Below are 12,929 nucleotides of genomic sequence, written 5' to 3'. Positions count from 1 at the left end.
CATGGCAACGCTCGAACTTCGCAATGTGAACAAGACCTACGGCAGTGGCCTGCCGGACACCCTCAAGGATATCCAGCTGTCGATCAAGGATGGCGAGTTCCTGATCCTGGTCGGCCCGTCGGGCTGCGGCAAGTCGACCCTGATGAACTGCATTGCCGGCCTGGAGCAGATCACCGGCGGGGCGATCCTCATCGACCAGCAGGATGTCAGCGGCATGAGCCCGAAGGACCGCGACATCGCCATGGTGTTCCAGTCCTATGCGCTGTACCCGACCATGAGCGTGCGCGAGAACATCGAGTTCGGCCTGAAGATACGCAAGCTGCCCCAGGCTGCCATCGACGAGGAGGTGGCACGGGTGGCCAAGCTGCTGCAGATCGAGCATCTGCTGGCGCGCAAACCGGCCCAGCTGTCTGGCGGCCAGCAGCAGCGCGTGGCCATGGGCCGGGCGCTGGCGCGGCGGCCGAAGATCTACCTGTTCGATGAGCCGCTGTCCAACCTCGATGCCAAGCTGCGCGTCGAGATGCGCACCGAAATGAAGCTGATGCATCAGCGCCTGAAGACCACCACCGTATACGTCACGCATGACCAGATCGAGGCCATGACCCTGGGTGACAAGGTGGCGGTGATGAAGGACGGCATCATCCAGCAGTTCGGCACCCCGCAACAGATCTACAACAACCCGGCCAACCAGTTTGTCGCCAGCTTCATCGGTTCGCCGCCGATGAACTTCATCCCGGCCCGCCTGGCCAAACAGGATGGTCGCCTGCTGGCGCTGCTCGACAGCGGCCAGGCACGCTGCGAACTGCCTTTGGGGCTGGCGGCCGACGAGCTCGAGGGGCGCGAGATCATTCTAGGCATCCGTCCCGAGCAGATCGCGCTGGGCAACGGGGAGGGCAACGGCTTGCCTGGCATCCGTGCCGAGGTGCAAGTGACCGAGCCTACCGGGCCGGACCTGCTGGTGTTCGTCACCCTCAACCAGACCAAGGTCTGCTGCCGCCTGGCGCCGGATGTGACGTGCCAGGTAGGTGACAACCTGAACTTGCAGTTCGACCCGGCCCGGGTGCTGCTGTTCGACGCCGACAGCGGCGAGCGCCTGCACCTGGCCAGCTCCGCCGCCGCAGTAAAGGACAACGTGGCTCACTTCAAGGGCCGTTGATTCGTCTACACCATCAATAAGAAAAAAGAGGACGCAAAGGGATGGAACAGCGCAAACGCATCAGGACATTGGGCTCGCTGGCCTTGCTTGCCATCGTTGGCAGCAGCGGCGCGCAGGCTGCCGAGGCCTTTTCCAGCGAATCGAAGTGGATGACCGGCGACTGGGGCGGCACCCGCACCGAGTTGCTGGAAAAGGGCTATGACTTCACCTTGGATTACGTCGGTGAGGTAGCCGGTAACCTGCACGGCGGCTACAACGATGACAAGACCGCGCGCTACAGCGACCAGTTCGCGCTTGGTGCACACCTGGACCTGCAGAAGATCCTCGGCTGGCACGATGCCGAGTTCAAACTGGCGATCACCGAGCGCAGTGGCCGCAACCTGTCCAACGACCGCATCAGCGACCCGCGCGCCGGGCAGTTCAGCTCGGTGCAGGAAGTGTGGGGCCGCGGCCAGACCTGGCGCCTGACCCAGATGTGGATCAAGCAGAAATACTTCGACGGCGCGCTGGACGTGAAATTCGGCCGTTTCGGCGAAGGCGAGGATTTCAACAGCTTCCCTTGCGACTTCCAGAATCTGGCCTTCTGCGGCTCGCAGGTGGGCAACTGGGTCGGTGGCATCTGGTACAACTGGCCGGTGAGCCAGTGGGCCCTGCGGGTCAAGTACAACATCACCCCGGAATTCTTCGTCCAGGTCGGTGCCTTCGAGCAAAACCCTTCCAACCTGGAAACCGGCAACGGCTTCAAGCTTAGCGGCAGCGGCACCAAAGGCGCGATACTGCCGGTGGAAGCGGTGTGGTCACCCAAGGTCAATGGCCTGCCCGGTGAGTACCGCCTGGGTTACTACTACAGCACGGCCAAGGCCGATGATGTATTCGACGATGTCAACGGCAACCCGCAGGCGCTGACTGGCGAAGCCTTCAAGTCGCACTCCAGCAAGCATGGCTGGTGGGTCGTGGCCCAGCAGCAGGTGACTGCCCACGCTGGCGATGTCAACCGTGGCCTGAGCCTGTTCGCCAACTTCACCGTGCACGACAAAGCCACCAACGTGGTCGACAACTACCAGCAGGTCGGGTTGGTCTACAAAGGCGCCTTCGACGCCCGGCCCAAGGACGATATCGGCTTCGGCGTGGCACGCATTCATGTGAATGACGATGTGAAGAAGCGCGCCGAGCTGCTGAACGCCCAGAGCGGTATCGACGATTACGACAACCCCGGCTTCGTGCCGCTGCAACGCACCGAGTACAACGCCGAACTCTATTACGGCTTCCACGTCACCAACTGGCTGACCGTGCGGCCCAACCTGCAGTACATCAAGAGCCCCGGCGGGGTCGACGAGGTGGACAATGCGCTGGTCGCAGGGTTGAAGATTCAGTCGTCATTCTAAGGGCAATTGTTGTAAATTTACGCCAATCCCATTTCGGCCCCCGGCACCCACTGGCTTGCAGTGGGTATCGGGGATAGGCCGAGATAGCGCTGTCTCAAACAACAAGAGCCCTGAACATGCCCGAACATCCGCTTCATCGCTTCTTCACCTCGCAGCGGCCTCGGCCGACATTCGAGTGGGAGCGTTACCAGCAGCGCGATGTGCTGATCATCGACCACCCACGCTGCCAGGCGGTGTTCAGCCGCCAGGGCGCGCAACTGCTGCATTTCCAGCCAGCCGGCGAACGGCCCTGGCTGTGGTGTGCCGAGCAGTGGCCACAGGTCGGGGCGATCCGCGGTGGTGTGCCGGTGTGCTGGCCTTGGTATGGCCGTCATCCCAGCGAAGACCTGTGGCCGGCCCATGGCTGGGCGCGCCTGCTGGACTGGAAACTGGTCGACAGCCGCGAGGACGAGGAGGGCGTTACCCTGAAATGGCGGCTGGACCTGTGCGACTGGCAGGTCGACCTGCATGCCCGGCTGGGCAGTCGCATGGAGCTGAGCCTGAGCACCGAGCACCAGGACAGCGAACCCTGCCAGTTGAGTCATGCCCTGCTGGCCTACTGGTGTATCAGTGACGTGTCCGAGATAGCGCTGTCCGGGCTCGAGGACATCGAAGGCTACGACCGCCTCAACCGCCAGGCATGCCGCGAGGATGGCGCGCTGAAGCTCAAGGGCGGCTGCCAGAGGGTCTACCCCGGTACGCCACGGGTACAGCTGCAGGACCCGGCCTGGCAACGTGAATTGTGCATCGATACTGGCGACAGTGACGACACCGTGGTCTGGCACCCGGGCAATCGCCCGCTGATGGGGGTGAGCGGCCGCGAATGCCAGCGTTTCGTCTGCGTCGAGGCCGCCAGCGGCAGTGGCGAAGGCCTGAGCCTGGCGCCGGGACAGCGTGCCCACCTGCGTTTGCAGGCGCACCGGCTCAGTTGAGTTCGTCGTCCTCGATCGGGTAGCGGCTGGCGTTGAGGCTTTCCTTGATCTTGCGCAGGTGTGGCTGGAAGTCCACGCCACGGCGCAAGGTCATGCCAGTGGCCAGCACATCGAGCACGGTCAGCTGGATGATCCGCGAAGTCATCGGCATGTAGATATCGGTGTCTTCCGGCAACGGAATATGCAGGCTCAGGCTGCAGGCATTGGCCAATGGCGAACCGGCGGCCGTCAGGCCCAGCACCGAGGCGCCGTTTTCCCGGGCAAGGCGCGCCACCTCGACCAGTTCGCGGGTGCGTCCGGTATAGGAAATGATCACGAACAGGTCGCCAGTGTGGGCAACCGAGGCCAGCATGCGCTGCATCAGCACGTCGGCGTGGGCCGACACCGCCAGGTTGAAGCGGAAGAACTTGTGCTGGGCATCCAGCGCCACCGGGGCAGAGGCGCCCAGGCCGAAGAAATGGATCTGCCGCGCCTGGATCATCATGTCCACGGCACGGCTGACCTGCTGTGGGTCCAGTTGCTGGCAGGCGCTGTCGAGCGAGGCGATGGCGCTGGCAAAGATCTTCTGGGTATAGGCTGCCGGATCATCGTCGGCCTCTACCGCGCGGCTGACGTATGCGGCGCCGCTGGCCAGGCTTTGCGCCAGTTGCAGCTTGAGCTCGGGGTAGCCGCTGACACCGAACGAACGGCAGAAGCGGTTGACGGTCGGTTCGCTGACCTTGGCCGCCTGGGCCAGCGCAGCGATGCTGAAACGGGTGGCTTGTTGCGGGTTGAGCAGGATGACTTCGGCGACTTTGCGTTCGGCCTTGTTCAGCTCGTCGAGGCGTCCCTGGATCTGTTCCAGGAGGTTTCGCACGCGGTCCATGGGGTATGTCCTTGGGTCGGGAAGACAGCCGGCTGTGGGAGCAGCAGGCTTTTTGCACGGTCGTCTATCGTACTGTCGGCGCGGTTGGCGTACCACTTGTCTGTAACACTAGTGTCGAATGTTGTGGTTTTTACTACATTATCCCTTGAAAACCGTATGTGAAAGCGGTATTCCTAGACCAACTTTAGGAAAGAACCAACATCATGGCTGCGATCAGTGTCGAACCTTGCACCTTTGCCCTGTTTGGCGCCCTCGGCGACCTGGCATTGCGCAAGCTGTTTCCAGCGCTTTACCAGCTCGACCGGGCCAACCTGTTGCACCCGGATACCCGCCTGCTGGCATTGGCCCGTGAGGCCGGAACGGCACAGGACCACCTGGACAGTATCGAAGCGCACCTGCGCCGGCATGTGCCCGAGGCTGACATAGAGCCCGCCGCGCTAGGGCGCTTCCTTGCCCGCCTGAGCTACCAGCACCTGGACTTCCTCCAGCCCGAGGGCTATCAAGCCCTGGCCGGGCAGTTGCAGGGCGAGCTGCCGCTGATTGCCTATTTCGCCACGGCGGCGGCGGTATATGGCGCCATCTGCGAGAACCTCGACAAGGCCGGTCTGGCCGAGCGCACCCGGGTAGTGCTGGAGAAGCCCATCGGCCACGACCTGGAGTCGTCGCGCCGGGTCAACGACGCCGTGGCGCGGTTCTTCCCCGAGAACCGGGTCTACCGCATCGACCATTATCTGGGCAAGGAGACGGTGCAGAACCTGATCGCCCTGCGCTTCGCCAACAGCCTGTTCGAAACCCAGTGGAACCAGAACTCCATCTCCCATGTGGAGATTACCGTCGCCGAGAAGGTCGGTATCGAAGGCCGCTGGGGTTACTTCGACAAGGCCGGTCAACTGCGCGACATGATCCAGAACCACCTGTTGCAGCTGTTGTGCCTGATCGCCATGGACCCGCCCAGCGAACTGTCTGCCGATGCTATCCGTGACGAGAAAGTCAAGGTGCTCAAGGCCCTGGCACCGATCACGGGTGAGGGGCTGAGCACCCGTGTGGTGCGCGGCCAGTACATTGCCGGCTACAGCGATGGCAAGCCGGTGCCCGGCTACCTCGAGGAAGACAACGCCAACGCCCAGAGCGACACCGAAACCTTTGTCGCCCTGCGTGCCGACATCCGCAACTGGCGCTGGTCCGGCGTGCCGTTCTACCTGCGCACCGGCAAGCGCATGCCGCAGAAACTGTCGCAGATCGTCATCCATTTCAAGGAAACCCCGCACTATATCTTCGCTCCGGAACAGCGTTTGCAGATCGGTAACAAGCTGATCATCCGCCTGCAACCGGACGAAGGCATTTCCTTGCGGGTAATGACCAAGGAGCAGGGCCTGGACAAGGGCATGCAACTGCGCAGCGGCCCGTTGCAACTGAATTTTTCCGACACCTGGCGCAGCGCGAGGATTCCGGATGCCTATGAGCGGTTGTTGCTCGAGGTGATGCGCGGCAACCAGAACCTGTTCGTGCGCAAGGATGAAATCGAATATGCCTGGAAGTGGTGCGACCAGTTGATTGCCGGCTGGCGTAATGCGGGCGATGCGCCCAAACCTTATGCGGCCGGTTCCTGGGGGCCGATGAGCTCGATTGCTCTGATCACACGCGACGGGAGGGCGTGGTATGGGGATATCTGAACTGAAACTGCCAGGCTCGGTGAACGTGCACGAGCTGGCCAATGCCGAGGCCCTGGCCGTGCGCCAGGCGCATGACGTGGCTGCACGCCTGCGCGAGGCGATCGCCAGCAAGGGGCAGGCCTGCGTGGTGCTGTCTGGCGGTCGCAGCCCGGTACCGTTCCTCGAACAGCTGGCCAGCGAAGACCTCGACTGGGCCAGGGTCACCGTCAGCCTGGCCGATGAGCGTTGGGTGCCGGTGGAGCACGCCGACAGCAATGCCGGCCTGCTGGCTCGCCATCTGTTCAAGGGCGCAGCGGCCAAGGCCCGTTTCGTTGGCTTGTACCAGCAGGCGGAAAACCTCGACGCCGCCGCCATCAAGGCCGACCAGGCCCTGGCCGAGCTACCGCCGATCGATGTGCTGGTGCTGGGCATGGGTGACGATGGCCATACCGCTTCGCTGTTCCCCGCCAGCCCCAACCTGGAGGCCGGCCTCGACCTGGCCAACCCACGTCGCTGCCTGCCTATGCTGGCACCGAGCGTACCGCGCCAGCGCTTGTCCATGAGCCGCGCGTTGCTGGCCAGTGCTGCTTTCACTGCACTGTCCGTGCAAGGGCAGGGCAAACTCGCTACCCTGCGCGCCGCGCTGGCTGGCACCGACCTTACGGAAATGCCGATTCGCGCTTTTCTTCACGCCCCCCTGGACATCTACTGGTGCCCATGAGCCAAGGATCCACAGTCATGACCACCCTCGAACGCCCACAGCCCAAGCTCTCGATGGCCGATAAAGCCGCACGGATCGATGCCATTTGCGAAAAGGCGCGCATCCTGCCGGTGATCACCATCGCCCGCGAGGACGACATCCTGCCCTTGGCTGATGCCCTGGCCGCCGGCGGTATCCGTACCCTGGAGGTGACCTTGCGCTCCCAGCATGGCCTTAAAGCCATCCAGGTATTGCGCGAGCAGCGCCCGGAGCTTTGTGTCGGTGCCGGCACCGTGCTCGATCGCCGCATGTTCGCGGCAGTTGAAGCTGCCGGAGCGCAGTTCGTTGTCACCCCCGGCATTACCCAGGACATCCTCGAAGCAGGCGTAGACAGCGAGATCCCGTTGCTGCCGGGCATCAGCACGCCATCGGAAATCATGATGGGCTACGCCCTGGGTTATCGCCGTTTCAAGCTGTTCCCGGCGGAAATCTGCGGCGGCGTCGCGGCTATCAAGGCCTTTGGCGGCCCATTCGGCGACATTCGCTTCTGCCCGACCGGCGGGGTCAACCCAGGCAATGTGCGCAACTACATGGCGCTGGCGAATGTGATGTGTGTAGGGGGCACCTGGATGCTCGACAGCAGCTGGATCAAGAACGGCGACTGGGCGCGGATCGAGGCGTGCAGTGCGGAGGCGATCGCGTTGCTGGACGCCAACTGAATCTGTTGTGTGCTTTACGGCTTATGGGGCGCTTGGTCAGCGCCCCTTTTTTTTGCCTGGCGTGGGTTGGGCGGCGCTCGATTGCATCGACGCTAAAAAAGCTGTGGCGAACGCAAAAAAAGCCCGCATCAAACGATGCGGGCTTTCTTGTCTACCAGGGCAAGGCTCAGGCCGCCTTGGCTTCCTGCTGGCTCAGCGAGCGGTTCAGTGCGCTGAACAGGGCTTTGAAGCTGGCGGTAGTGATGTTTTCATCAATACCCACGCCATGCACCGGGCGGCCACCGGCCACGCGCAGCTCAATGTAGGCAGCAGCCTTGGCGTTGGTGCCCGCGCCAATCGCGTGTTCGTTGTAGTCCATGATCTCGACGGCAATCGGCAGGCCGGCTACCAGGGCTTCCAGCGCGCCATTCCCCTTACCGCGCCAGTGCAGGGTGGTCTCGCCTTCGCCGGCGACTTCCACTTCCACGGCGCTGTGGCCGTTCTCTTCCTGCAGGCGGTGGCTGACCAGTGCATACGGCGCGTTGGCCTGGAGGTATTCCTTGTGCAGCAGGTTGTAGATCTGCTGCGCAGTCATTTCCAGGCCCAAGCGGTCGGTTTCACCTTGCACCACCTGGCTGAATTCGATCTGCATGCGGCGCGGCAGGCTGATGCCGTATTCCTGCTCGAGCAGGTAGGTGATACCGCCTTTGCCCGACTGGCTGTTGACGCGGATCACCGCTTCATAGCTGCGGCCGATGTCGGCCGGGTCGATCGGCAGGTATGGCACTTCCCACAGCTCGCCTTCCTGTTGCTTGGCGAAGCCCTTGCGGATGGCATCCTGGTGCGAGCCGGAGAAGGCGGTGTGGACCAGATCGCCCACGTACGGGTGACGCGGGTGCACCGGCAACTGGTTGCACTCTTCAACCACCTTGCGTACGCCATCGATGTCGGAGAAGTCCAGCAGCGGGTCGATGCCCTGGGTATAGAGGTTCAACGCCAGGGTCACCAGGTCAACGTTGCCGGTGCGTTCGCCGTTGCCGAACAGGCAGCCTTCGGCGCGGTCGGCGCCGGCCATCAGGCCCAGTTCGGTGGCGGCGATGCCGGTGCCACGGTCATTGTGGCAGTGCAGGCTGATGATCACGCTGTCGCGACGGCTGATGTTGCGGCAGAACCACTCGATCTGGTCGGCGTACACGTTCGGCGTGGAGACTTCCACGGTGGCCGGCAGGTTGAGGATGATCTTGTGCTCAGGCGTGGGGTTCCATACTTCGATGACCGCGTCGCAGACTTCCTTGGCGAACTCCATTTCGGTGGCGCTGAAGGTTTCCGGCGAGTACTGGAAGGTCCACTGGGTTTCCGGCTGCTGCGCGGCATATTTGACGAACAGCTTGGCCGCGTTCACCGCGATGTCCTTGACGCCTTGCTTGTCCTGGTTGAAGACGATGCGGCGGAACGACGGGCTGGTGGCATTGTACAGGTGGACGATGGCCTTCTTCGCGCCGCGCAGCGACTCGAAGGTGCGGGCGATCAGGTCTTCACGGGCCTGGGTAAGCACCTGGATGGTAGTGTCGTCCGGGATGTGGCCGTCTTCGATCAGCGTACGCACGAAGTCGAAATCGGTTTGCGAAGCAGACGGGAACGAGGCTTCGATTTCCTTCACGCCTACCTGCACCAGGGTCTTCCAGAAGCGCAGTTTCTTCTCCGAATCCATCGGCTCGATCAGCGACTGGTTACCATCACGCAGGTCGGAGCTGCACCAGATCGGCGCGGCTGTGATGGTCTTCGACGGCCAGGTACGGTCAGGCAGGTCGATGGTCGGGAAAGCACGGTATTTCTTCGAAGGGTCTTTGAGCATGGTCATGGAAGCAATCCTTTTGTGTGCGGCCGAGATCGGGCCTGCCGAGCGATAACGAGATGAATGGGCGAGGCGACGCGATTCAGCCTGGTAGTCGGGCGCTGACCAGGCAGAGGCTGCAATGTTGTCGGAGCAGGATGAGGGTGCTGAAGGTTTTCATGCCTTCAACCCTAACCAGTGGGGTGGGGGATGGCAAGCGTTCAGAAAAAATTGAGAGGAATGCTTAAAAAAAGCTATTTCGCGAGATTTTATTTCAGATTTTTCTGTGGGGCGTGTTTATTCTTGCGCAGTATATTTAGAAGGCGCAACACAGTGAAATCGATCTGGCAGTGCCGTCCTCTTCCCGGGTAGACCCGCGTTCACAGGCGGCGATTGCTGTGGGAGCGGGTTTACCCGCCCCAGGCAATACGAGGCTCAGGGCTGGAATGCCCCAATGAAAATCGCCGGGTCCACCCGCGCATCATTCAGGCTGACATTCCAGTGCATGTGCGGCCCGGTAGCCCGCCCGGTAGAGCCTACCCGGCCGACCACGTCACCCCGGCGCAGTGGCTGGCCCACCTGCACGTCGATCTTCGACATGTGGCAGAACATGCTGATGAAGCCCTGCCCATGGTCAACGAACACGGTGCGGCCATTGAAGAAATAGTCCCCCACCAGGATCACCTTGCCATTGGCCGGGGTCTTGATCGGTGTACCTGCCGGCACCGCGAAATCCAGCCCGGCATGCGGGTTGCGTTCTTCGCCATTGAAGAAGCGCCGCACGCCGAACTTGCTCGACAGCGGGCCATTGACCGGCTTGTCGAGGATCAGGTTGCTCGGCAGGACCGGGCTGAAGCTGCGGTAGGCCGCGATCTGCTCGGCCAGCTCGCGGTCGATGCGTTTGAGGTCGCCCGGGTTCGGGTTGACCTGGCGGGTATTCTTCAGGGTGATGCGCTGTTCGGGGTACTTCTTGCTGCCGACGGTAAACGGCAGGGTGCGGTCGCCCTGGCTCAGCAGCGCAGTACCCGGTTTCTGGGTCAGCGGGATGCCGACGATGGCCAGCCAGTTGTCCTGCTCCTTCACCACCAGCACCGGCTTGCCGTCGAAGCGGGCGTGCGGTGCGCTGGCGGCGGGGCCGAGGTCGACTACTGCAACGCCGCCGGGTACCGGCTTGTTCAGCGTGCGGGTGATATAGCTGGCCTGGGCGCCGCCGGCCAGCAGCAGGAGGGAAAGAGCAAGCAGGGGCGCGAGCAGGCGAGGCATGTGTCAGTCCAGTAGTGAGAGGGTGACCGGGGTCAGGTGGTTGTCTTCGACCCGCACCGACAGCTCGCCTTCGTTGAGGCGGGCGGTCAGGCGCTGGCCGTTGCGGGTCTGCTGCGCGCTGCGGATAGCCCGGCCCTGCTCGTCCAGCAGGATGCTGTAGCCGCGGGCGAGGGTGGCCAGCGGGCTGACCACCTGCAGCGTCTGCAATTGGGCCTGGAAGCGCTGGCGGCGGTCCTTGAGCACCTCGCGCATGGCCCGCGGCAGGCGTTCGGCCAGGCTGTCCAGGCGCTGGCCCAGCAGCTTCAGGGTGCGCCCGGGGTGCTGCGCAGCCAGGCGGGTATCCAGCCGGGCCAGGCGTTCGTGGCGCTTGTTGAGGCTGAGCATGAACGCCCGGCGCAAACGCATGTCCAGGTCATCCAGGCGCTGTGCCTGCTGGCGCAGGCGCTCGCCCGGGTGACGCAAGCGCCGGGTCAGCGATTCGAGGCGCAGGCGGTCGTGGGTCAGGCGGTTCTGCATGCGCAGCAGCAGGCGCCGCTGCAGACCATCCAGACGCTGCTGCAAGCCGCTGTTGTCGGGCGCCAGCAGCTCGGCGGCGGCCGACGGCGTGGGGGCGCGCACGTCGGCAACGAAGTCGCTGATCGAGACATCGGTTTCATGGCCCACGGCGCTTACGATCGGCGTGACGCAAGCCGCCACGGCCCGCGCCACGGCTTCTTCGTTGAAGCACCACAAGTCTTCCAGCGAGCCGCCACCCCGGGCCAGGATCAGCGCATCGAAACCGAGGCTGTCGGCCAGGCGGATGGCGCGCACGATCTGGGCAATCGCTTCGCGACCCTGCACGGCGGTGGGGATCAGGTTCAGTTCCACTTGCGGGGCGCGGCGGCCGAACACGCTTATGATGTCGCGGATCACCGCGCCGGTGGGCGAGGTGATGATGCCGATGCGCTGCGGGTGGGCGGGCAGCGGCTGCTTGCGTTCGGTGCTGAACAGGCCTTCGGCGCCGAGCTTTTCCTTCAGCGCCTCGAAGGCCAGGCGCAAGGCGCCGTCACCGGCCGGCTCGACGGTATCGAGGATCAGCTGGTAGTCGCCGCGGCCCTCGAACAACGACACCTTGCCACGTACCCGCACCGCCAGGCCGTCGCGCAGTGCCTGGCGCACCCGCGTGGCGTTCTGCCGGAACAGCGCGCAGCGCACTTGCGCGCCGCTGTCCTTGAGGGTGAAGTACATGTGGCCGGACGCCGGGCGGGCGAGGTTGGAGATCTCGCCTTCCACCCACACGCTGCGGAACACGTCTTCCAGCAGCACGCGGGCGCGGCCGTTGAGTTGGCTGACGGTGAGGACCTCGCGGTCCAGGCCGAGTCGTTCAAAGGGGTCTCTGATCATGCCCGGCATCATAAAGGACATCGGCCCCGGTTGTCTGTCCCGGCCTCGTGGTCGGATTCGCGCAAGCCCTGCGGGAGCGGGTTTAACCAAGAACACCAGCGTAGCCGGTGCCATCAACCCTGCATCGCCGTCACGAACTGACTAACCATCTGCCCCGCATCTCGCCGGCAAGCCAGCGCCACAGTGCTCTTGCAGCCGCCCTCCAAAGCAACAAAACTGACCGACGCCGGCGCAATCTCACGCATGCATTCCGGCAACAACGCCACCCCGAAGCCCGCCTGTATCAACTGCAACTGCGTGGTCTTGCGCGACAGCACCTGCGCCGCCTGCGGAAAGAAACCTGCCGCCATGCACAACGAGGCCGACAGGTAGCTCAGCCCGCCACGGTCGCGGTGCGGGATGGAAATGAAGCGCTCCTCGCGCAACTGCTCCAGCTTCACCTGTACCGCGCTGGCCAGGGGATGCCCGGCGGCGACCGCCAGCAGCAGGGGCTCACTGAACAGTTCCTGCAGCATTACCCCTTCATGCTGGCGCAGTACCGGCAAGCGCAGCAGGCCAACATCCAGCCGCCCCGCAGCGATATCCTCCAGCTGCGCCTCCGACGATTGCTGGGCGATCTCCAGCGAAATACCCGGATTGCCGCTGAGGTAGCTGCCCAGGCGAGCCAGCAGCAGGCCGCTCAGCGGCACCGTACTGGAGTGGTTCAGGCGCAGGCTGCCTTGCCGCCCCTCGCCAATGTCGCGGGTTACCCGCTCGGCCTGCGCCAGTTCCGCCAGCAGCCGGCGCGCCCGGTGCAGGAAAACCTGGCCAGCCGATGTCAGGCGTGGCAGGCGTGCCGTGCGCTCGAAAAGCGGAGTGCCCAATTGCTGTTCCAGCTCCTTGATCTGCCGGCTCAGTGCCGACTGAGCGATGTACAGCCGTTCGGCCGCTGCACTGAAGCTGCCGCACTCGGCGATTTCCACGAAGTAACGCAACTGGCGGATCGACGTCATGTCATGCCTTTTCGAGATGGCTGTGGCGAT

Annotated in this window: 11 protein-coding genes; 6 read left to right on the top strand and 5 right to left on the bottom strand. The window is 63.6% G+C overall.

The genetic code is table 11. From position 1 onward, the window contains the following. The first annotated feature begins 1 nt into the window (after position 1). The 3 genes from B4L76_RS05305 to B4L76_RS05295 all read left to right on the top strand — a co-directional run bounded on the left by B4L76_RS05305 (position 2) and on the right by B4L76_RS05295 (position 3,512). Positions 2-1,156 (top strand): ABC transporter ATP-binding protein, encoded by a 1,155-nt coding sequence (locus B4L76_RS05305; protein WP_296231000.1) that lies wholly within the window; start codon positions 2-4, stop codon positions 1,154-1,156. A 41-nt stretch (positions 1,157-1,197) separates the two neighbouring features. Continuing rightward, complete coding sequence (locus B4L76_RS05300) at positions 1,198-2,541, top strand: carbohydrate porin (protein ID WP_225780593.1); 1,344 nt, start codon at positions 1,198-1,200, stop codon at positions 2,539-2,541. Positions 2,542-2,657: 116 nt separating this feature from the next. Continuing rightward, positions 2,658-3,512, top strand: coding sequence for a D-hexose-6-phosphate mutarotase (locus B4L76_RS05295; protein ID WP_296230999.1), 855 nt, complete (start codon positions 2,658-2,660; stop codon positions 3,510-3,512). Here B4L76_RS05295 and hexR read toward each other — a convergent pair. Beyond that, complete coding sequence (gene hexR / locus B4L76_RS05290; protein WP_169774905.1) at positions 3,505-4,368, bottom strand: DNA-binding transcriptional regulator HexR; 864 nt, start codon at positions 4,366-4,368, stop codon at positions 3,505-3,507. The genes B4L76_RS05295 and hexR overlap by 8 nt on opposite strands. 212 nt (positions 4,369-4,580) lie before the next feature. Between hexR and zwf the strand changes: the two genes are divergently transcribed. From zwf to B4L76_RS05275, 3 genes are read left to right on the top strand one after another with little or no spacing between them, the layout of a single operon-like run. After that, complete coding sequence (zwf, locus tag B4L76_RS05285; RefSeq protein ID WP_296230997.1) at positions 4,581-6,050, top strand: glucose-6-phosphate dehydrogenase; 1,470 nt, start codon at positions 4,581-4,583, stop codon at positions 6,048-6,050. Then, positions 6,037-6,750 (top strand): 6-phosphogluconolactonase, encoded by a 714-nt coding sequence (pgl, locus tag B4L76_RS05280; RefSeq protein WP_296230996.1) that lies wholly within the window; start codon positions 6,037-6,039, stop codon positions 6,748-6,750. The genes zwf and pgl overlap by 14 nt, the downstream gene beginning before the upstream one ends. 17 nt (positions 6,751-6,767) lie before the next feature. Next, on the top strand, positions 6,768-7,448 hold the full coding sequence (locus B4L76_RS05275; protein ID WP_296230995.1) for a bifunctional 4-hydroxy-2-oxoglutarate aldolase/2-dehydro-3-deoxy-phosphogluconate aldolase: 681 nt from the start codon (positions 6,768-6,770) through the stop codon (positions 7,446-7,448). Positions 7,449-7,614: 166 nt separating this feature from the next. Here the strand turns inward: B4L76_RS05275 and leuA are convergent, their stop codons facing one another. From leuA to B4L76_RS05255, 4 genes are all read right to left on the bottom strand, one after another. Next, a complete protein-coding gene (gene leuA, locus B4L76_RS05270) occupies positions 7,615-9,288 on the bottom strand; it encodes a 2-isopropylmalate synthase (protein ID WP_296230994.1) in 1,674 nt (557 codons plus the stop codon). 408 nt (positions 9,289-9,696) lie between these two features. Beyond that, complete coding sequence (locus B4L76_RS05265; RefSeq protein WP_296230992.1) at positions 9,697-10,524, bottom strand: M23 family metallopeptidase; 828 nt, start codon at positions 10,522-10,524, stop codon at positions 9,697-9,699. Positions 10,525-10,527: 3 nt separating this feature from the next. After that, positions 10,528-11,907 carry an exodeoxyribonuclease VII large subunit gene (xseA, locus tag B4L76_RS05260; RefSeq protein WP_296230990.1) on the bottom strand — a complete coding sequence of 460 codons (1,380 nt, stop codon included), beginning with the start codon at positions 11,905-11,907 and terminating at the stop codon, positions 10,528-10,530. A gap of 113 nt (positions 11,908-12,020) precedes the next feature. Further along, a complete protein-coding gene (locus tag B4L76_RS05255) occupies positions 12,021-12,899 on the bottom strand; it encodes a LysR family transcriptional regulator (RefSeq protein ID WP_296230988.1) in 879 nt (292 codons plus the stop codon). Positions 12,900-12,929: the final 30 nt, after the last annotated feature.

Origin of the sequence: Pseudomonas sp. UBA4617, from assembly GCF_002386445.1 — a bacterium.
Lineage (GTDB): Bacteria > Pseudomonadota > Gammaproteobacteria > Pseudomonadales > Pseudomonadaceae > Aquipseudomonas.
This window is presented reverse-complemented; position numbering and strand designations above follow the sequence as displayed.

What these genes read in the sequence shown, in the direction of transcription:
- B4L76_RS05305 (WP_296231000.1), top strand. Translation starts at nt 2, where the DNA reads ATGGCAACGCTCGAACTTCGCAATGTGAACAAGACCTACGGCAGTGGC.
- B4L76_RS05300 (WP_225780593.1), top strand. Translation starts at nt 1,198, where the DNA reads ATGGAACAGCGCAAACGCATCAGGACATTGGGCTCGCTGGCCTTGCTT.
- B4L76_RS05295 (WP_296230999.1), top strand. Translation starts at nt 2,658, where the DNA reads ATGCCCGAACATCCGCTTCATCGCTTCTTCACCTCGCAGCGGCCTCGG.
- zwf (WP_296230997.1), top strand. Translation starts at nt 4,581, where the DNA reads ATGGCTGCGATCAGTGTCGAACCTTGCACCTTTGCCCTGTTTGGCGCC.
- pgl (WP_296230996.1), top strand. Translation starts at nt 6,037, where the DNA reads ATGGGGATATCTGAACTGAAACTGCCAGGCTCGGTGAACGTGCACGAG.
- B4L76_RS05275 (WP_296230995.1), top strand. Translation starts at nt 6,768, where the DNA reads ATGACCACCCTCGAACGCCCACAGCCCAAGCTCTCGATGGCCGATAAA.
- leuA (WP_296230994.1), bottom strand. Translation starts at nt 9,288, where the DNA reads ATGACCATGCTCAAAGACCCTTCGAAGAAATACCGTGCTTTCCCGACC.
- B4L76_RS05265 (WP_296230992.1), bottom strand. Translation starts at nt 10,524, where the DNA reads ATGCCTCGCCTGCTCGCGCCCCTGCTTGCTCTTTCCCTCCTGCTGCTG.
- xseA (WP_296230990.1), bottom strand. Translation starts at nt 11,907, where the DNA reads ATGATCAGAGACCCCTTTGAACGACTCGGCCTGGACCGCGAGGTCCTC.
- B4L76_RS05255 (WP_296230988.1), bottom strand. Translation starts at nt 12,899, where the DNA reads ATGACGTCGATCCGCCAGTTGCGTTACTTCGTGGAAATCGCCGAGTGC.